An 18,675-nucleotide genomic window follows, 5' to 3' on the forward strand; every position below is an offset into this window, starting at 1 on the left:
CTCGGGTCAGGGGCGGAAGGGGAATCCGTACATCTGCACGGCCACGTGCTCGCGGCCCTCGGTGTCGCCCGCGTCCTCCGCGGCATGGCCGCGGTCGGACCAGCGCTGCATCAACTCGCCGATCTCCTCGGCCATCTGCTGCAGCTCCGCCGCGTTGAGCAGCGGCATGTACTCGGAGGAGAAGGACGCGTTGGTCCACTCGCGGGGCCAGGCGGACTGCTCGTCCAGGTACTGCTCGTAGCGCTCCGCCCGGGTGGCGAGCAGCTGCCGGGTGACCCGGGCGAGGACGGCGGCGCCTTCCGGCCGGTCGTCGAAGTCGGCGCTGCGGAAGGTGAATCCGCGCTCGGCCGAGATCTTCCACCAGCGTTCCCTGCCGTCGGTGCTGTGCTCGGGCGCCTCGACGATGAAGCCGTGCGCGGCCATCTTCCGCAGGTGGTAACTCACCAGGGAGACCGCCTCGTCGACCTGGTCGGCCAGGTGGGAGGCGGTAGCGGTGCGGGCGGTGAACAGCGCGCGGTAGAGGCGGATGCGCAGCGGGTGGGTGAAGACCTTGAGGGCGTCGAGGTCGGTGATGCGCTGGGAGCGGTCCTGATCGGTCACACCACCTACGCTAGATACGAAAATAAGTTTGCGCAATACAGATTGCGCAAACTTTCTTTCTCACCTGATTGCCCCCGTCCGCCCCTGCCGTCCCGGCAGGATGACCGCCATGTCTCTCGACGGCACCCGTGCGCATCTCCGTGGCCCCGGTGATCTGCCGCCCCTGGTGGAACGCGCCGCCCTCACCGCGACCCGGCTCGACTTCCCCTACTCCTGCCGGCCCGAGCAGGGCCGGCTGCTGCAGGCGCTCGCGGCGGGTGCGGAACGCATCGGCGAGACCGGCACCGGCTGCGGGGTGGGCCTGGCCTGGCTGGTGTCCGGCATGCGCAACGGCGCGACAGCGGTGAGCGTCGAGCGGGACGCCAACCGTGCCGCGGCTGCGGCCGGCCTCTTCAGCGCGCTGGCCCCCTGGGTCACCGTGCGGCACGCCGACTGGACGGCGATAGGCGAGGACGGCCCCTTCGACCTGCTCGTCCTCGACGGCGGCGGCCAGGGCAAGGGGGACGGCCCCGCGGCCGACCCCGTCGCCCTCCTGCGGCCGGGCGGCGTCCTGGTCATCGACGACTTCACCCCGTCCCGGGGCGGCCCGCCGACCCACCAGGGCGCCCCGGACACCGCGCGCCTGCACTGGCTGGAGCACCCGGCGCTCCGTACGGTCGAGGTCCCGCTGGCGCCCGACCTCGCGGTCCTGCTCTGTACGAAGGTGGGGTGAGGCCTCAGCGGACCGGGTGGCCCGCCGTGCGCAGCGCCGACTTGACCTCGGGGATGCGCAGGTCGCCGAAGTGGAAGACGGACGCCGCCAGCACCGCGTCCGCGCCGGCCGCGACGGCCGGCGCGAAGTCGGCAAGCTGCCCGGCGCCGCCGGACGCGATCACGGGTACCGACACCCGGGACCGCACCGCCGCGATCATCTCCGTGTCGTAGCCGTCCTTCGTCCCGTCCGCGTCCATCGAGTTGAGCAGGATCTCCCCCGCGCCCAGCTCCGCCGCCCGCTCGGCCCACTCGACCGCGTCGATGCCGGTGCCGCGCCGGCCGCCGTGCGTGGTGACCTCGAAGCCCTCGCCCGAGGCGGACCGCCGGGCGTCCACCGACAGCACGAGCACCTGCCGCCCGAAGCGCTCGGCGATCTCGCGGATCAGCTCGGGGCGGGCGATGGCCGCGGTGTTGACGCCGACCTTGTCGGCGCCGGCCCGCAGCAGCTTGTCGACGTCGTCTGCGCTGCGCACCCCGCCGCCGACGGTGAGCGGGATGAAGACCTGCTCCGCGGTGCGGCGGACCACGTCGTACGTGGTCTCGCGGTCACCGGAGGACGCGGTGATGTCCAGGAAGGTCAACTCGTCGGCGCCCTCGGCGTCGTAGAGCCTGGCCATCTCGACCGGGTCGCCCGCGTCGCGCAGGTTCTGGAAGTTGACACCCTTGACGACCCGCCCGCCGTCCACGTCCAGGCAGGGGATGACGCGCACCGCGAGAGTCATTCGGTGTCTCCTCCAAAAGCACGGAAAGCTTCGATCTCGACTTCGACCAGCACCCGGGAGTCGGTGAAGCCGGCCACCACGACCATCGTCGCGGCCGGCCGGACGGCGTCGAACAGTTCGCGGTGGGCACGGCCGACGTCGTCGGCGTCCCGCGCGTGGCTCAGGTACATCCGGGTGCGGATGACGCTGTCCGGCCCCAGGCCGAACGGCTCCAGCGCGGCCAGCGCGTTGCCGAAGGCCAGCAGCGTCTGCTCGTACGGGCTGCCCTCGCCCCGCACCGCACCGTCGACCAGCGGCATGGTGCCGGAGACCAGCACCCTGTCCCCCGCGGCGACGGCACGGGCGAAGCCGATGGTCTCCTCCAGCGGGCTGTCGGACTGCTCACGCCGTACTGCGGGGGTTCCGGTCATCGTGACACTGCCTCCAAGGCCTCTTCGAGCGTGAACGCCTTCGCGTAGAGCGCCTTTCCGACGATCGCGCCCTCCACACCCTGCGGAACAAGAGACGCGATGGCGCGCAGGTCGTCAAGGCTGGAGACACCGCCGGACGCGACGACCGGGCGGTCGGTCGCGGCGCACACGTTCGCCAGCAGTTCCAGGTTCGGCCCCTGCAGGGTGCCGTCCTTGGCGATGTCGGTGACGACGTAGCGGGCGCAGCCCTCGGAGTCCAGCCTGGCCAGCGTCTCGTAGAGGTCGCCGCCGTCCCGGGTCCAGCCGCGGCCGCGCAGGGTGGTGCCGCGCACGTCGAGGCCGACCGCGATCCGGTCGCCGTGCTGCGCGATGACCTTGGCGACCCACTCCGGGGTCTCCAGCGCGGCCGTGCCCAGGTTGACCCGGGTGCAGCCGGTGGCGAGCGCCGCGGCGAGCGTGTCGTCGTCGCGGATGCCGCCGGACAGCTCGACCTTGATGTCCATGGTGCGGGCCACCTCGGCGATACGCGCCCGGTTGTCGCCGGTGCCGAACGCCGCGTCGAGGTCGACCAGATGCAGCCACTCCGCGCCCGCGCCCTGCCAGGCGAGCGCCGCGGCGAGCGGGTCGCCGTACGACGTCTCGGAGCCGGACTCGCCGTGCACGAGGCGTACGGCCTGGCCGTCGCGGACGTCGACGGCGGGGAGCAGTTCGAGCTTGGTCATCGGGATGCGTCCTCGCGGGTGGTGTGGGTCGGTGGACGGCGGGTCAGAGGGTGTGGAGCCAGTTGGCGAGCAGCAGGGCGCCGGCCTCGCCCGACTTCTCCGGGTGGAACTGGGTGGCCCACAGCGGGCCGTTCTCCACCGCGGCCACGAACGGCTCGCCGTGGGTGGTCCAGCTGACCTTCGGGCCGGCGATGCGCTCGCTCTGCGTCTGAAGGTCCCAGCTGCGGACCGCGTAGGAGTGCACGAAGTAGAAGCGGGCGTCCTCGTCGGTGCCCTCGAACAGCCGGGAGCCGGCCGCGGCCTTGACCGTGTTCCAGCCCATGTGCGGGACGACGGGGGCCTGCAGCGGTTCCACGGTGCCGGGCCACTCGTCGAGGCCCTCGGTCTCCACGCCGTGCTCGATGCCGCGGGCGAAGAGGATCTGCATGCCGACGCAGATGCCCATCACCGGCCGGCCGCCGGCCAGCCGGCGCCCGACGATCCAGTCGCCGCGCACCGCCTTGAGCCCGGCCATGCACGCGGCGAACGCGCCGACGCCGGGCACCAGCAGGCCGTCGGCCTCCATCGCCCGGTCGAAGTCGGCGGTGATCTCGACGTCCGCGCCGACGTGCGCGAGGGCGCGCTCCGCCGACCTGACGTTGCCGAACCCGTAGTCGAGCACGACCACGCTCTTCGTCGTCACGAGTCGTCCCTACAGGTTGAGCAGGCCGGCGACCAGCGACATCGCCGATCCGATGGCCAGCAGTGCGATCAGGCTCCTGGACTGCTTCTGCTGCCAGAACGAGTACACCCCGCCCGCCAGGAACAGCCCCAGCAGGATGAAGAGGGTCGATCCCTTGTTCACAGCATCATTCCGTTCCCCAGAGCTGCCGCATGGGCGGTGCCCCCTTCTCCGCCCGCGCGGCGACAGCTCGCGCCGGGTCCTGGCTGCGGCCGAGTGGCCTTACGTGCGTCGCTCACAGCGCGCCCTTCGTCGACGGCAGAATTCCCGCGGCGCGCGGGTCGCGCTCGCTGGCGTAACGCAGTGCCCGGGCGAGGGCCTTGAACTGGCACTCCACGATGTGGTGCGCGTTGCGCCCGTAGGGCACGTGCACGTGCAGGGCGATCTGGGCCTGGGCGACGAAGGACTCCAGGATGTGCCGGGTCATCGTGGTGTCGTACGAGCCGATCATCGGCGCCATCTGCTCGGGCTCGGTGTGCACCAGGTAGGGGCGGCCCGAGAGGTCCACGGTGACCTGGGCGAGCGACTCGTCCAGCGGGACCGTGCAGTTGCCGAAGCGGTAGATGCCGACCTTGTCGCCGAGCGCCTGCTTGAAGGCCGCGCCCAGGGCGAGCGCGGTGTCCTCGATGGTGTGGTGCGTGTCGATGTGGAGGTCGCCCTCGGTCTTCACCGACAGGTCGAACAGCCCGTGCCTGCCGAGCTGGTCGAGCATGTGGTCGTAGAAGCCGACGCCGGTGGACACCGACACCTGCCCGGTGCCGTCGAGGTCGATCTCGACGACCACCGAGGTCTCCTTGGTGGTGCGCTCGACGCGGCCCACGCGGGTCATACCTGCTCCTCAGTAGTGCTGTGCTCTTTGAAGACGGCTCGCGCCGCGTCGAGGAAAGCGTCGTTCTCCGTGGGGGTGCCGACCGAGACCCGCAGCCAGCCGGGCACACCGTTGTCCCGTACCAGCACGCCGTGGGCGAGCACCGCCTCCCAGGCGGTGTGGCTGTCGGCGAACCGGCCGAACTGCACGAAGTTGCCGTCGGAGTCGACCACCTCGTAGCCGGTGGCGCGCAGCTCGCGGACCAGCCGGTCCCGCTCGGACTTGAGCTGGTCGACGTAGCCGAGCAGCGTGTCGGTGAACTCCAGCGCGGCCAGCGCGGTCGCCTGGGTGACCGCAGACAGGTGGTAGGGCAGCCGGACGATCTGCACGGCGTCGACCACCGCGGGGTCGGCGGCCAGGTAGCCGAGCCGCAGCCCGGCCGCGCCGAACGCCTTGGACATGGTGCGGGTCAGCACCAGGTTGGGCCGGCCCTCGATGAGCGGCAGCAGCGACGGCTGGTGCGAGAACTCGCCGTAGGCCTCGTCCACCACGACCAGCGACGGGCGGGCGGCCTGCGCGGCCTCGTACAGCGCCAGGACGGTCTCGGCGGCCACCGCGGTGCCGGTCGGGTTGTTGGGCGAGCAGACGAAGACCACCTCGGGGCGGCGTTCGGCGATCTCCCGTACGGCAGCGGCCACGTCGATGGTGAAGTCGGCGTTGCGCGGCCCGGAGATCCAGCCGGTGCCGGTGCCGCGGGAGATCAGCGCGTGCATCGAGTACGACGGCTCGAAGCCGATCGCGTTGCGGCCGGGGCCGCCGAAGGTCTGCAGCAGCTGCTGGATGACCTCGTTGGAGCCGTTCGCCGCCCACACCTGGGCCAGGCCGACCGGGTGGCCGGCGGTCCTGGTCAGATACGCCGCGAGCGCGGTGCGCAGGTCGACGGCGTCGCGGTCGGGGTAGCGGTTCAGGCCGCGGGCGGCCTCGGCGACCCGCTCGGCGATCCTGGCGACCAGCGGCTCGGGCAGCGGGTACGGGTTCTCGTTGGTGTTCAGCCGCACCGGCACGTCCAGCTGCGGGGCGCCGTACGGGGACTGGCCGCGCAGCTCGTCCCTGATGGGCAGGTCGTCGATGCGGGTCACGCCGGCTCACCCCCGCCGAACCTGACCCGTACCGCCTCGCCGTGCGCGGGCAGGTCCTCGGCGTTGGCGAGGGTCACCACGTGGGCGGCGACCTCGGCGAGCGCGTCGCGGGAGTAGTCGACGACGTGGATGCCGCGCAGGAAGGACTGCACGGACAGGCCCGAGGAGTGGCAGGCGCAGCCGCCGGTGGGCAGCACGTGGTTGGACCCGGCGCAGTAGTCGCCGAGCGAGACCGGGGCGTGCGCGCCGACGAAGACCGCACCGGCGTTGCGCACCCGGGCGGCGACCGCGGCGGCGTCCGCGGTCTGGATCTCCAGGTGCTCGGCCGCGTAGGAGTCCACCACCTCCAGGCCCTGGTCGAGGGTGTCGACGAGCACGGTCGCGGACTGCCGGCCGGACAGCGCGGCGGTGATCCGCTCGCGGTGCTTCGCGGCGGCGACCTGGACGTCCAGCTCCTTGTCGACCGCGTCGGCCAGCCCGGGTGAGGTGGTGACCAGCACCGCGGCGGCCAGCGGGTCGTGCTCGGCCTGGCTGATCAGGTCGGCGGCGACGAACGCGGGGTCGGCGGAGTCGTCGGCGAGGATCGCGATCTCGGTGGGTCCCGCCTCGGCGTCGATGCCGATCCGGCCCTTGAGCAGCCGCTTGGCGGCGGCGACGTAGATGTTGCCGGGGCCGGTGACCAGGCTGACCGGGCGGCAGTCCTCGGTGCCGTACGCGAACATCGCGATCGCCTGGGAGCCGCCGGCCGCGTAGACCTCGGTCACGCCGAGCAGCTCGCACGCGGCGAGGATGGCCGGCGCGGGCAGGCCGCCGAACTCCTTCTGCGCGGGCGAGGCCACCGCGATGCCCTCGACGCCGGCTTCCTGGGCCGGCACCACGTTCATCACCACGGAGGACGCGTAGGCGGCCAGACCGCCGGGCACGTACAGCCCGACCCGGTCGACCGGCACCCAGCGCTCGGTGACCGTGCCGCCCGGCACCACCTGCGTGGTGACGTCGGTACGGCGCTGCTCGCGGTGCACGATCCTGGCCCGCCGCACCGACTCCTCCAGGGCGGCCCTGACCGCGGGGTCGAGCCCGGCCAGCGCTGTCCGCAGCGCCTCCGCCGGTACCCGCAGCGAGGCGGGGCGCACCCCGTCGAAGCGCTCCCCGTGGTCGAGCACCGCCGCCGAGCCACGATGGCGGACGTCCTCGCAGATCGGCCGCACTGCCTCCAGGGCGGCCTCCACGTCGAAGTCGGCACGGGGCAGCAGGTCGCGGTCGATACCGCCCTCGGGGAAGGCGGCGCCACGCAGATCGATTCGGGAGATCACGCTGCCAAGTGTAGAGACCCGGGCATGCGGGACGTTCCCAGGTTCCACTCCGTGATACGCCGCTGTCGCCCCGAACCGCTACGGTGTCCGGCGCGACGACGGGGAGGGGAATCGGGTGGCCGAGGCGTCCGGCGGGGCACCGCCGCAGGGCTGGACACCGGTGGAACAGCGCATGTGGCAGGCCTTCAGGGAGGGCCGCACGTGCGATCTGCGCACCGGACACGCCGACCGGGACGACCCTCCCCCATGGCTTCGCATGGGGGTACCCCCGACCGGCCCCGAGTGGGGTGCGGAGCGCACGGTACGCGCCCAGGCCGTCGCCGAGCTGCTGCTCGACGGGCCGGCCGCGGTGCCCGGGCGTGTGACGGCGCTGAAGCTCGCCGGGGTGCGGATCACCGGGCGGCTGATGCTCGCGGGCGGCACGGTCACGCCGTACGTCCAGCTGGACGACTGCCGCTTCGACGACCCGCTGATGCTGCAGGAGTGCCGGATCGGCAGCATGCGGATGGTGCGCTGCCGGATGCCGAGGATCGACGCGGCCAGGGTCCAGGTCAGCGGCGACCTGCACCTGCCGCAGTGCCTGGTCACCGGGGGCGTCCGGCTGGCCGACGCGCAGATAGGCACCGACCTGCTGCTGAACCAGATCACCGTGCTGCGCGGCAGCGCCGGCCGGGCCTTCGCCGCGGACGGGCTGACCGTCGGCCAGGACGTGGACGCCGAACTCATCGACGTCACCGGGGAGTTCAGCCTGCGCAGCGCCCGGATAGGCGGCCGGCTCAGCCTGCGCGGCGCCACCCTGCGCAACCCCGGCGGCCGGCAGGCGCTCAACGCGGCCCGTATCGCCGTCGAGCACACGCTGTACCTGTCCGGCGGGTGGAACGCGATGGCCGCCGGCAGCGGGTCGGCGCCACCGCCGGAGGACGTCACCGTGCGGGAGTTCACCTGCCACGGCGGGCTGCGGCTCGACGACGGGCGGTTCGGCAACGCGGTGATCATCAGCCGGGCGCGCTTCCTGCTGGACGGCGACCAGCAGGTGTCGCTGCGCCGCATCCAGACGCCCGAGCTGTGCTTCACGGTGCCGCGGGCGCCGGACGGGGTGGTGGTGCTGTCCGGGGCGAGGGTGGGCAAGCTCACCGACGCGCGGGGGGCGTGGCCTTCGGCCGGACGGCTGAGGATGACCGGTTTCGGCTACGACAACCTCACCCCGCTCGCCGAGTTCCCGCTGCGCGACCGGCTGGCCTGGCTGCAGGCGGCGACCCCGGAGTTCCGGCCGGAGCCGTACGAGCGGCTGGCGGCGGCGCTGCGGGCCGCCGGTGAGGACGCGGCGGCCCGCGAGGTGCTGCTCGCGCGGCAGCGGCGGCGCCGGGAGACGCTGACGCCCGCCGGGCGGGTGTGGGGCTGGCTCCAGGACATCACCGTCGGCTACGGCTACCGCCCCGGCCGGGCCGCGGTCTGGATGGCGGTGCTGTGGGCGCTGGGCGCCGCGTACTTCGCCCTCCACCACTCGCCCCCGGCGGCGGACGCGGGCGGCTACCGGCCGCACTGGAGCCCGGCGCTCTACGCCCTGGACCTGCTGCTCCCGGTCATCGACCTGGGCCAGGACAACGCGTGGCGCGAGTCCGGCCTCGCGCAATGGGTGGCGTCCCTCCTCACCCTCCTCGGCTGGATGCTCGCCACCACCGCGGCCGCCGGCGCCAGCCGCCTCCTCCGCCGGGGTTCGTGATCCCCCGGGCTGCCCCGTCCTGCCGCCCCTGGACCGTCCCCGCCGTCGTGGCTGCGCGCTCAGCCACGACGGCGGGAAGGCGGCAACGCCGCGGCAAGCGGCGATCACGGAAGGGGCGCGGGGAACTGCGCGACAAGCCACTCACCGGGGGAAGGTCCCGGGACGGGCGGGCGGGGCAGCCCGGGGGAAGCCGCCTCAGCCCCGGCCGGAGGCCGTACGCTGGCTCATTGTGACCGATCGGATTCCGCTCTTCCCCTTGGGTGCCACCCTCTTCCCCGGCCTCGTGCTCCCGCTGAACGTCTTCGAAGAGCGCTACCGCGCCCTGGTAGCGGATCTGCTCGCCCTCCCGGAGGACGCCCCGCGGCGGTTCGGCGTGGTCGCGATCAAGAACGGCCAGGAGGTCGCCCCGACGGGCCAGGACGGCCGGGCCGACGGCGCGGCCGCGGGCCTGGGCGACGACCCGCTCGCCGCCCTGCACGGCGTCGGCTGCATCGCCGACGCGACGGGCATCGCCGCCCGCGACGACGGCAGCTACGAACTCGTCGCCACCGGCCTGCTCCGCTTCAAGCTGCTGTCGCTGGACGTCAGCGGCACGTATCTGACCGCGGAGATCGAGGAGGTCCCGGAGGACCCGGGCGGTGGCGCGGGCGCGGGCGCGCTGGCCTCCCAGGTGACCCGGGTGTTCGGCACGTACCAGAAGCGGCTGGCGGGGGCACGGGAGCGCACCCTGGCGCCGGGCCAGGAGTTCCCCGACGACCCGACCGTGCTGTCGTATCTGGTGGCGGCCGCGCTGATCGCCGAGACCCCGGTGAAGCAGGCGCTGCTGGAGGAACCGGACAGCGCGTCCCGGCTGGCCGCGGAGCTGCGGCTGCTGCGCCGCGAGACGGCGGTCATCGAGAAGCTGCCGTCGCTGCCCGCGGTCGATCTGACCAGCCAGCCGATCAGCGCGAACTGACGTGGCCAAGAAGCGGGCCGGCGGCGCCGGCGGAACCCCCGCGACCGTCGCGCTGGAGAAGGCGGGCGTGCCCTTCACCGTGCACTCCTACACGCACGACCCTCCCCCAGAGCAGGGCCTGGGGGTACCCCCATCTCGCTTCGCTCGCGGCCTGTCGTACGGCGAGGAGGCCGCGAAAGCGCTCGGGACGAGTCCTGAGCGCGTGTTCAAGACGCTGGTCGCCGACGTCGACGGGGCGCTGACCGTCGCGGTCGTCCCCGTCGCGGGGTCGCTGGACCTCAAGGCGCTGGCCGCCGCGGCGGGCGGCAAGCGGGCCGCGATGGCGGACCCGGCGGCGGCCGAGCGCAGCAGCGGCTACGTGCTCGGCGGGATCTCGCCGCTGGGCCAGCGCAAGGCGCTCCCGACGGTCCTGGACAGCTCGGCCGAGGGCTTCGAGACGGTCTTCGTCTCGGCGGGCAGGCGCGGGCTCGAAGTGGAGCTGGCGCCGGCCGACCTCCGCGCACTGACCTCGGCGGTCTCCGCGCCGATCGCCCGCGCCTGAGCGAAGCGACACACGGCGGCACCCCCAGACCAAGCGCCGGGTGGCAACAACCCCCAGGCGAAGCGCCGAGGGCCTACTCCTTCGACGGCGGCTCGTCCGGAGGCGAGTCGGGCGAGGCAGGCGGGGCGGGCGGCGGTGCCGCGGGCGTCCAGTACGCCTCGGGCGGCACGCCCTTCCCGTCGTCCTCCGGCTCCCGCGGGCCGAACGCGGACGTCAGCACCAGGTGCACGACCATCGCCGCGACCGACCAGGCGACCAGCGCGGACTTGGCCCGCAGCTCCAGCGGGGCGTCGAAGACGACCTTCGGGCCGACGGCGGTGGCGTGCGCCACGATGTCGGTGTCGGGGCCGAGCCAGATGCCGAGCCGCCAGCCGACGACCGAGGCCAGCACGCCGCCCGCCGCGAGCCCGAGGACGACGCCGACCCCGCCGCGCCGGTAGCGCCAGAAGACCGCGGCGGCGGTGAGGATGCCGAGGCCGGCCGCGATGAGCGCGAAGGTGCCGTCGCCGCCGATGGCCTCCTCGCCCTCGGTGTCCTTGAGGTAGACCGCCTTGCCGTCGGAGACCAGCGGCACCCGGGGCGACAGCCACAGCCACAGCAGGCCGAGCGCGATCCCGCAGACCGTGACCAGCAGCGCGACCAGCGCGCCCCTGCGGGCCTCGGAGAGCACCGCCTTCGTACGGTCCTCGCCCTTGCCTGGGCCGGACCCGCCGGATCCCGGGTAGGGCGGCAGGTGCGACGAGTGGTCGTGGGGAGTCAGGGGAGCGGTCACCTGCCCATCGTGCCAGGTCCGGCTGTGGGACGCCTCACCGGCAGGCAGCCCTGCGGTAGGCCCAGGTGGCGACGGCCAGCGAGGCCACGCCGACCGCGGCGCACACCGACAGGTCGCCGGCGACCGCGGCCCAGTCGGTGCCGGAGCTGCCGCCCAGCGTGCGGGCGAAGGCCTCGACGCCGTAGGTGGACGGCAGCAGGTCGCGGACCCAGCCGACGGGCGCGGGCAGGTGCGAGGCGGGCAGCACGCCGAGCAGCAGGGCCGCGGACATGCCGAGCTGGCCGAAGAGCGTGGCGATCTCCTGCCGGGGCGCGAGCAGCCCGAGGGCGGCCCCGAGCCCGGACAGGGCGGCGCCGGCCAGCGGGATCACCACGGCGAGCACCCACAGGGTGGTCAGCGTGAGGTGGAAGAGCACGCAGCCGACGAGCGCGGTGAGCAGGGTGCCCGGCACCGTGAAGGACGCGTACGCGCCCGCGGCGCCCAGCACGACGGCGGCGGGCGGCACCGGCAGGGTGGCGTAGTGGTCGAGGCCGCCTGAGGCCCGTAGCTGGCCGAAGTACTGCGCGAGCAGGTTGAGGGCCACGAAGGCGACCACGAGGACGCTGGAGCCGGCGACGACGGCCCGTGCGGCCTCGCCGTCGCCCGCCTCGACGACCCCGCGCATCATGACCATGATCCCGATGGACTGGAAGGTGGCCACGAACAGCAGCGGGATCCGCGCCACCCGGGCGCGGGAGAGCTGGGCGCGGTAGACGGCCGCGAACGCGGACCCCATCCGTGCGCGGGGCGCCAGCGGCGCGGGGGCCGCCACGGCGGCGGGGTGCGGGTCGGCCACCCGGATCTGCGTGGTCACGCCTTCACCAGGCCTTTCGCGCGGCCGCCCAGGGCCAGGTAGACGTCTTCGAGGCTGGGGGTGGCGAGGGTGAAGTCGTCCAGGGCCGCGTAGCCGGGTCCCGCGGTCAGCGAGGCGACGGTGGTGCGGGCGCGGTCGTGCGGGAGGCGCAGGGTCCAGCGGCGGCCCGAGATGTCGGCCAGCGGCTGGAGTGCGGCGATCTCCGGCAGGTCCAGCGGCGGGTCGGTGCGCCACACCAGGTCCAGGCGCACCTCGTCGGCGACCAGGGCGCGCAGCCCGGCGGGGGTGTCGCAGGCGATGACCCGGCCGTGGTCGAGCACGGCGACCCGGTCGAGCACGGTCTCGGCCTCGATGACGTTGTGGGTGACCAGCAGCACCGTGGCACCGTTCTCCGCCCTGCGGCGGCCGAGTGCGGCCCACACCGCCCGGCGGGCGACCGGGTCCATGCCGGTGGTGGGCTCGTCGAGTACGAGGATCGGCCGTTCCCCCACCAGGGTGGCGGCGAAACAGGCCAGCCGGCGCTGGCCGCCGGAGAGCCGCTTGATCGGGCGGGACGCGATCGTGCCGAGTTCGAGCTCGTCCAGGACGGCGTCCGCGGCGGCGCGGGCGGCGGCCGCGTCCAGGCCGCGCAGCCGCCCGGTGGTCTCGGCGGCCAGCGACACGGTCAGCTCGTCCAGCGCGGTGGACTCCTGGCCGAGGTAGCCGATCAGCCGGGCGGCCCGGTCGGGGTGGCGTACGAGGTCGTGGCCGAGCAGGTCGATGGTGCCCGCGTCGGGCCGCAGCAGGCCGGTGAGCTGGCGTACCAGCGTGGTCTTGCCGGCGCCGTTGGGGCCGAGGATGCCGAACATCTCGCCGCGCGCCACATCGAGGTCGATGCCGTCGCTCGCCCGTACGGCCGCGGGCTCGGCGGCGGGGCCGCGGCGGCGCAGGCCCCTGCCGCGCACGCCGGAACCGGCCGGGTACGTCCTGATCAGACCGCGGACGGTGCACACCGTGTCGCGGGCCTCGGCGACCCCCGGGGGCGCCTTGTCCTCCGTGCCCGTATTCACGAGGATCGAGCCTACGCGGCGCGGACGGATCGTGCCGCAACGGGGGTTGTGCGCGGCAGCGCGGAATCGCCCCGGGAGGCGCTCCCGGGGCCGGTCCGCGCGATCAGTCGCCGTTCTGGTTGTGGTCGGTACCGGTACGCGCGTCGACCTCGCGCCAGAATCCGGCCCTGATCGCGTACCGGTCGTGCTCGTCGATCTGGTCGTCCTTGTGGGCGAGCAGGCCGAAACGGGCGGCGTACCGCAGCAGCTCGCCGTCGATCCGGTGCGGGACCCGGGGGTAGTGCGTGGACAGCTGCTGGAGCTGTGCGGAGTCGGTGAGGCGGGCGGTGAAGCGGCGGGCGAAGACCTGGCCGACCTCGTACGGGTCGCCGCTGACGGCGGTGATGTCGGCCTCCCGGTCGGCCCAGCGCTGCTCGGCGGTGGTCAGCTGGGCCAGGGTGGGCAGGCCGCTGGTGTCGGGCACGTCGGGGCCGCCGGCGCCCCGGTCGGTCCAGTTCTTGTCGGACGACCAGCGCAGGGTGGCGTTGGGCGCCGGGTGCCCGGCGGCCGGCGGGGCGGGGTGCGGCTTGCCGAGGCCGGCCAGGTCCTTGGGGGTGGGTACGCCCTTGCCGCCACCGGCCGGTTCGGCGGGCTCGGCGGCCGGCGTCGTGCCGTTCTGCTCGGGGTGCGGGGTGTGCGGCGGGTGTGCGGGGTGCGGCTCCTGGGTGCGCGTCCCGGCGGCGGACTCCGGGAGCGGTGCGGCCAGGATCGCGACGATCTCCGGGCCGAGGTCGGGCCGGGAGGTGTTCACCGGAGGGCAGACCCCGTCCCGCGACCTGATCGCGGCGGTGATCCACTCCCGGTCCAACACCCGGCGCTCGTCGGCCTCGGCGACCAGGTCCTCCGACTGGTTGTAGTCGCCGTCGGCGGCCTGTACGGCCCACAGGTGGACGGCGACGCCGTGCTCCTTGGCGGACATCATGCCGGGCAGCAGATCGCCGTCACCGGTGACCAGGACGATGTCGGAGCAGGCCCGGTTGCGGGCGAGTTCCGACAGCTCGGCGTGCATGGCGGCGTCGACGCCCTTCTGCGCCCACCGGCCGTCCGTACGGGTGAGCGCGCCGAGCCGCACGGTCACCCGGGGCATCACCCGCAGCCTGCGGTGTTCGGGTTGCGGAACGCGGTCGGGTGCGCCGTCGAACCAGTAGATGCGCAGCAGCGGCTGGCCGGTCTCGCGTTCCGCCCTTTCCCGCAGGCCAGCCACGACGGCGGCATGATCCACGACAATCCGGGAACGAGACGGCTCACCGGCAAGAAGACTTGCTGCTGCGCCCAGTAGGTATCCGGCGTCCACCAGGACGACGCAGCGGTCCATATCGCACCTCTTCCGGTCGCCCCCTGGGTCCTGAATCCCCTCAGGCTCCCCCGAGTCTGCCCGAATGCGGGGGCGTTATGAGCTGGAACGCGATCTTCGGCGTGGCGGTCGTGCCATTTCAGTCACACCTGCCCCGTCAACTGCCCGAAATGCGCGCTTCGTACTCCCGTGCAAATCTGATGGCGGCCGCTCGGCCACGAGGCCCGCGGGGGCACCAAGCCCGCTGCGTGGCAGGCCCTTCGGCCGTCATCCCCTCATCAGGAAGGCACGACAGTGGCTAAGAACCGGAACCAGAACCCGAACCGCCGGCCCGAGCAGCACCAGGACCAGCAGCGCAACTCCGCCACGGAGGCCCAGGAGCAGGAGCGCAGCCACCAGGCGGAAGAGCGCTCGATGCCCGCGGCCACGCAGGTGCCGCGCAAGCAGCAGAAGCGGTTCGGCCACAACTGAACGTGCCGGACCTGCCGTTGGGCGGCAGGCATGAGCGGGGGTGCCCCTTCGGGGGCGCCCCCGCGCTGGTTTGGCCGGTTGGCGTCAGCCCGCCTGCTGGCCCGCGCCCAGGCAGGCGGGACCCAGCAGCGCCTTGAGGTCGCCGAACAGCGAGGGATCGGCGGTCACCCGGTGCCGGTCCAGCCGCAGCACCGTGGTGGACCGCACGCCCTGCAACCGCACCCGCACCTCGGTGTTGCCCTTGTGGCTGGCCAGCACCTCGCCGAGCCTGGCCACCAGCGGCGGGGTGACCTTGACCGTCGGGATGGAGATGCTCACCGGCGCGTTGGTGCCGACGTCGGTCAGGTCGGGGACCATCAGCTCCATGGCGACCAGCCGCGGGATGTCCTCGCGCTTGTCGAGCCGCCCCTTGACGAAGACCACCGCGTCCTCCATCAGTTGGGTGGACACCAGCTGGTAGGTCGCGGGGAAGAACATGCAGTCCACCGTGCCGGCCAGGTCCTCGACGGTGGCGATCGCCCAGGCGTTGCCCTGCTTGGTCATCTTGCGCTGCAGCCCGGAGATGATGCCGCCGATGGTGACGATCGCACCGTCCTGGTAGTCGCCGGCCAGCGCGGCGATGGCGGCGTCGGTCTTGTCGTTGAGGATGTGCTCGATCCCGAACAGCGGGTGGTCGGACACGTACAGGCCGAGCATCTCGCGCTCCTGGGCGAGCAGATACGTCTTGTCCCACTCGATGTCGGAGAAGACCACGTCCATGCCGAAGGCGGGACCGTCGTCCGCGTCCTCCTCGCCCATGCCGCCGAAGAGGTCGAACTGCCCCTCGGCCTCCTTGCGCTTGACCTGCACCACGTTGTCGATCATCGACTCGAAGTGCTCGGTCAGGCCGCGCCTGGTGTGCTTCATGGTGTCGAAGGCGCCGGCCTTGATCAGCGACTCGACGGTGCGCTTGTTGCAGACCACCACCTCGACCTTGTCCAGGAAGTCGGGGAAGCTCCCGTAGCGGCCCTTGGACTTGCGGCACCTGACCACGGACTCGACCACGTTCTGCCCGACGTTGCGGACCGCGGTGAGGCCGAAGACGATCGTGTCGTCGCCGCGCGGGGTGAAGTTGGCGTTGGACTCGTTCACGTCCGGCGGCAGCACCTTGATGCCCATCCGGCGGCACTCGTTGAGGTAGAGCGCCATCTTGTCCTTGTCGTCCTTGACCGACGTCAGCAGGCCCGCCATGTACTCGGCCGGGTAGTTCGCCTTGAGATACGCGGTCCAGTACGACACCAGGCCGTACGCGGCGGAGTGCGCCTTGTTGAAGGCGTATCCCGCGAAGGGCACCAGCACGTCCCAGACCGCCTGGATGGCCTGGTCGGAGTAGCCGCGCTCGCGCATGCCGGCCTGGAAGGGGATGAACTCCTTGTCCAGGACCTCCTTCTTCTTCTTGCCCATCGCCCGGCGCAGCAGGTCGGCCTGGCCCAGCGAGTAGCCGGCCAGCACCTGGGCGGCCTTCTGCACCTGCTCCTGGTAGACGATGAGGCCGTAGGTGACCTCCAGGACCTCGCGGAGCGGTTCCTCCAGCTCCTTGTGGATCGGGGTGATCTCCTGCTGCTTGTTCTTGCGCAGCGCGTAGTTGATGTGCGAGTTCATGCCCATCGGGCCGGGCCGGTAGAGGGCCGAGACGGCGGAGATGTCCTCGAAGTTGTCCGGTTTCATCATCCGCAGCAGGGCGCGCATGGGGCCGCCGTCGAACTGGAAGACGCCCAGGGTGTCGCCGCGGCCCAGCAGGGCGTAGGTGTTGGGGTCGTCCAGCGGCAGCGAGAGCAGGTCGATGTCGATGCCCTTGTTGGCCTTGATCGACTTGACCGCGTCATCCATGATCGTCAGGTTGCGCAGGCCCAGGAAGTCCATCTTGAGCAGGCCGAGCGACTCGCAGCTCGGGTAGTCCCACTGCGTCACGACCGCGCCGTCGTTCTTCGGCGAGAAGATCGGCACGTGGTCGATCAGCGGCTCGGCGGACATGATCACGCCGGCCGCGTGCACGCCCATCTGCCGGACCAGGCCCTCGATGCCCTTCGCCGAGTTGATCACCTTGGTGACGTCCGGCTCGTTCTCGTACATCGCCCGGACCTCGCCCGCCTCGCTGTAGCGGGGGTGGTCCTTGTCGGTGATGCCGGACAGCGGGATGCCCTTGCCGAGGACGTCGGCGGGCATCGCCTTGGTGATCCGGTCGCCCATCGAGAACGGGTACCCCAGCACCCGGGCCGAGTCCTTGATCGCGGCCTTGGCCTTGATGGTGCCGTAGGTGGCGATCTGGGCGACCTTGTCGGAGCCGTACTTCTCCGTCACGTACCGGATGACCTCGCCGCGCCTGCGCTCGTCGAAGTCGATGTCGACGTCGGGCATGGAGATGCGCTCGGGGTTCAGGAACCGCTCGAAGATCAGGCCGTGCGGGACCGGGTCGAGGTCGGTGATGCCCATCGCGTACGCGACGATCGAGCCGGCTGCGGAGCCGCGGCCGGGGCCGACCGCGATGCCGTTGTTCTTCGCCCACATGATGAAGTCGGCGACCACCAGGAAGTACCCGGGGAAGCCCATCTGGACGATGGTGTCCATCTCGTAGTCCGCGAGCTTCTGCCGGTCCTCGGGGATGCCGCCGGGGAAGCGCCTGCCCATGCCGCGGGCGACCTCCTCGCGGAACCAGGTGACCTCCGTGTAGCCCTCGGGCACGTCGAACTTGGGCATGAGGTTCCGGAACTTGAACATGCCCTCGGTGTCGACCCGGTCGGCGATCAGCAGCTGGCTGTTGCGGCAGCCCTCCTGCCAGGCGTCGGAGGAGTCGATCGCGTACATCTCGGCCGCGGACTTCAGGTAGTAGCCGGAGCCGTCGAACTTGAACCGGCCCGGGTCCGTCATGTTCGAGCCGGTCTGGATGCACAGCAGGGTGTCGTGCGCGGACGACTCCTGCGCGTAGGTGTAGTGCGAGTCGTTGGTGACCACGAACGGCGCGTTGAGCTTCTTCGAGATCTCCATCAGGCCGTCCCTGGCCCTGCGGTCGATGTCGATGCCGTGGTCCATGATCTCGACGAAGAAGTTCTCCTTGCCGAAGATGTCCTGGTACTCGGACGCGGCCTTGATCGCCTCGTCCATCTGCCCCAGCCTGATCCGGGTGGAGACCTCGCCCGAGGGGCAGCCGGTGGTGCCCATCAGGCCCTCGGCGTACTCGCTGAGCAGTTCGCGGTCCATCCGGGGCTTGCGGAAGTAGCCCTCGAAGGACGCGCGGGACTGGGCGCGGAAGAGGTTGTGCAGCCCGACCTGGTTGCGCGCCCAGATGGTCATGTGGGTGTACGCGCCCGCGCCGGAGACGTCGTCGCCCTTCTGGTGCGGGGCGCCCCACTTGACCGGCTTGTTGTACCGCCGCGACTCGGGCGCCAGATACGCCTCGATGCCCATGACCGGGGTCACACCGGCGGCCTGGGCCTGGTGGAAGAAGTCGTAGGCCCCGTGCAGGTTGCCGTGGTCGGTGATGGCCACATGGCTCATCTCCATCTCGTTGCACGCCTTGAACATGTCCTTCAGTCGCGCCGCTCCGTCCAGCAGCGAGTACTGGGTGTGGACGTGCAGGTGAGTGAAGGGCTGATCGGTCAAGGCGGCGACACCTCCGGCGAGAACGGGCCATCGGAACGGGTTGTCTGGCGGCGTCGGGAAGTCTACGACCCGGGTACGACAGCGCGGGCCGCAACCCGGCGGCGCGCCGGGCGGACCCGGCCGCGGCAGGCAACCATCCGGGCACCGCGCG

The 18,675-nt window shown here is 72.4% G+C and carries 19 protein-coding genes; 5 read left to right on the forward strand and 14 right to left on the reverse strand.

Translation table 11 applies throughout. From position 1 onward, the window contains the following. Positions 1-6: 6 nt before the first annotated feature. Complete coding sequence (locus NFU81_RS21745; protein WP_251492425.1) at positions 7-600, reverse strand: winged helix-turn-helix domain-containing protein; 594 nt, start codon at positions 598-600, stop codon at positions 7-9. 109 nt (positions 601-709) lie between these two features. Here NFU81_RS21745 and NFU81_RS21750 point away from each other — a divergent pair, with 109 nt between their 5' ends. After that, positions 710-1,312 (forward strand): O-methyltransferase, encoded by a 603-nt coding sequence (locus NFU81_RS21750; protein WP_251492427.1) that lies wholly within the window; start codon positions 710-712, stop codon positions 1,310-1,312. Between the two features lie 4 nt (positions 1,313-1,316). Here NFU81_RS21750 and hisF read toward each other — a convergent pair whose 3' ends face one another. From hisF to hisD, 8 genes are all read right to left on the reverse strand, one after another. Then, entirely contained in the window at positions 1,317-2,075 is a 759-nt protein-coding gene (gene hisF / locus NFU81_RS21755; protein WP_251492429.1) for an imidazole glycerol phosphate synthase subunit HisF, read from the reverse strand. Then, on the reverse strand, positions 2,072-2,485 hold the full coding sequence (locus tag NFU81_RS21760; protein WP_251492431.1) for a Rid family hydrolase: 414 nt from the start codon (positions 2,483-2,485) through the stop codon (positions 2,072-2,074). Before NFU81_RS21760 ends, hisF begins: the two co-directional genes overlap by 4 nt. Continuing rightward, on the reverse strand, positions 2,482-3,207 hold the full coding sequence (gene priA / locus NFU81_RS21765; RefSeq protein WP_251492433.1) for a bifunctional 1-(5-phosphoribosyl)-5-((5-phosphoribosylamino)methylideneamino)imidazole-4-carboxamide isomerase/phosphoribosylanthranilate isomerase PriA: 726 nt from the start codon (positions 3,205-3,207) through the stop codon (positions 2,482-2,484). Before priA ends, NFU81_RS21760 begins: the two co-directional genes overlap by 4 nt. A gap of 43 nt (positions 3,208-3,250) precedes the next feature. After that, positions 3,251-3,889 (reverse strand): imidazole glycerol phosphate synthase subunit HisH, encoded by a 639-nt coding sequence (hisH, locus tag NFU81_RS21770; protein WP_251492435.1) that lies wholly within the window; start codon positions 3,887-3,889, stop codon positions 3,251-3,253. Between the two features lie 9 nt (positions 3,890-3,898). Then, positions 3,899-4,051: a hypothetical protein gene (locus NFU81_RS21775; RefSeq protein ID WP_205044214.1), complete on the reverse strand. Its 153-nt coding sequence runs from the start codon at positions 4,049-4,051 to the stop codon at positions 3,899-3,901. Between the two features lie 112 nt (positions 4,052-4,163). Beyond that, complete coding sequence (gene hisB / locus NFU81_RS21780; protein ID WP_251492437.1) at positions 4,164-4,757, reverse strand: imidazoleglycerol-phosphate dehydratase HisB; 594 nt, start codon at positions 4,755-4,757, stop codon at positions 4,164-4,166. Beyond that, positions 4,754-5,875 (reverse strand): histidinol-phosphate transaminase, encoded by a 1,122-nt coding sequence (locus NFU81_RS21785; RefSeq protein WP_251492438.1) that lies wholly within the window; start codon positions 5,873-5,875, stop codon positions 4,754-4,756. The genes hisB and NFU81_RS21785 overlap by 4 nt, the downstream gene beginning before the upstream one ends. After that, complete coding sequence (gene hisD, locus NFU81_RS21790; RefSeq protein WP_251492441.1) at positions 5,872-7,188, reverse strand: histidinol dehydrogenase; 1,317 nt, start codon at positions 7,186-7,188, stop codon at positions 5,872-5,874. The genes NFU81_RS21785 and hisD overlap by 4 nt, the downstream gene beginning before the upstream one ends. Positions 7,189-7,360: 172 nt before the next feature. Here hisD and NFU81_RS21795 point away from each other — a divergent pair, with 172 nt between their 5' ends. The 3 genes from NFU81_RS21795 to ybaK all read left to right on the forward strand — a co-directional run bounded on the left by NFU81_RS21795 (position 7,361) and on the right by ybaK (position 10,407). Further along, complete coding sequence (locus NFU81_RS21795; RefSeq protein ID WP_251492502.1) at positions 7,361-8,911, forward strand: oxidoreductase; 1,551 nt, start codon at positions 7,361-7,363, stop codon at positions 8,909-8,911. A gap of 226 nt (positions 8,912-9,137) precedes the next feature. Next, positions 9,138-9,866 carry an LON peptidase substrate-binding domain-containing protein gene (locus NFU81_RS21800; RefSeq protein ID WP_251492504.1) on the forward strand — a complete coding sequence of 243 codons (729 nt, stop codon included), beginning with the start codon at positions 9,138-9,140 and terminating at the stop codon, positions 9,864-9,866. Position 9,867: 1 nt separating this feature from the next. After that, entirely contained in the window at positions 9,868-10,407 is a 540-nt protein-coding gene (gene ybaK, locus NFU81_RS21805) for a Cys-tRNA(Pro) deacylase (protein WP_251492443.1), read from the forward strand. A gap of 73 nt (positions 10,408-10,480) precedes the next feature. Here the strand turns inward: ybaK and NFU81_RS21810 are convergent, their stop codons facing one another. The 4 genes from NFU81_RS21810 to NFU81_RS21825 all read right to left on the reverse strand — a co-directional run bounded on the left by NFU81_RS21810 (position 10,481) and on the right by NFU81_RS21825 (position 14,435). After that, positions 10,481-11,179, reverse strand: coding sequence for an ABC transporter permease (locus tag NFU81_RS21810; RefSeq protein WP_251492445.1), 699 nt, complete (start codon positions 11,177-11,179; stop codon positions 10,481-10,483). 34 nt (positions 11,180-11,213) lie between these two features. Then, positions 11,214-11,954, reverse strand: a complete 741-nt coding sequence (locus tag NFU81_RS21815; protein WP_251492506.1) for an ABC transporter permease — start codon at positions 11,952-11,954, stop codon at positions 11,214-11,216. Between the two features lie 74 nt (positions 11,955-12,028). Further along, the gene (locus NFU81_RS21820; protein WP_251492447.1) at positions 12,029-13,081 is read right to left on the reverse strand and encodes an ABC transporter ATP-binding protein; all 1,053 of its coding nucleotides are present in this window, start codon (positions 13,079-13,081) and stop codon (positions 12,029-12,031) included. Between the two features lie 103 nt (positions 13,082-13,184). After that, positions 13,185-14,435: an NYN domain-containing protein gene (locus NFU81_RS21825; RefSeq protein WP_251492449.1), complete on the reverse strand. Its 1,251-nt coding sequence runs from the start codon at positions 14,433-14,435 to the stop codon at positions 13,185-13,187. Between the two features lie 273 nt (positions 14,436-14,708). On the opposite strand from NFU81_RS21825, the gene NFU81_RS21830 reads away from it, so the two are divergent. After that, the gene (locus tag NFU81_RS21830) at positions 14,709-14,885 is read left to right on the forward strand and encodes a hypothetical protein (RefSeq protein ID WP_251492451.1); all 177 of its coding nucleotides are present in this window, start codon (positions 14,709-14,711) and stop codon (positions 14,883-14,885) included. A gap of 84 nt (positions 14,886-14,969) precedes the next feature. Here the strand turns inward: NFU81_RS21830 and dnaE are convergent, their stop codons facing one another. After that, positions 14,970-18,524: a DNA polymerase III subunit alpha gene (gene dnaE, locus NFU81_RS21835; protein ID WP_251492453.1), complete on the reverse strand. Its 3,555-nt coding sequence runs from the start codon at positions 18,522-18,524 to the stop codon at positions 14,970-14,972. Positions 18,525-18,675: the final 151 nt, after the last annotated feature.

It is taken from the genome of Actinacidiphila cocklensis, assembly GCF_907177275.1.
GTDB lineage: Bacteria > Actinomycetota > Actinomycetes > Streptomycetales > Streptomycetaceae > Actinacidiphila > Actinacidiphila cocklensis.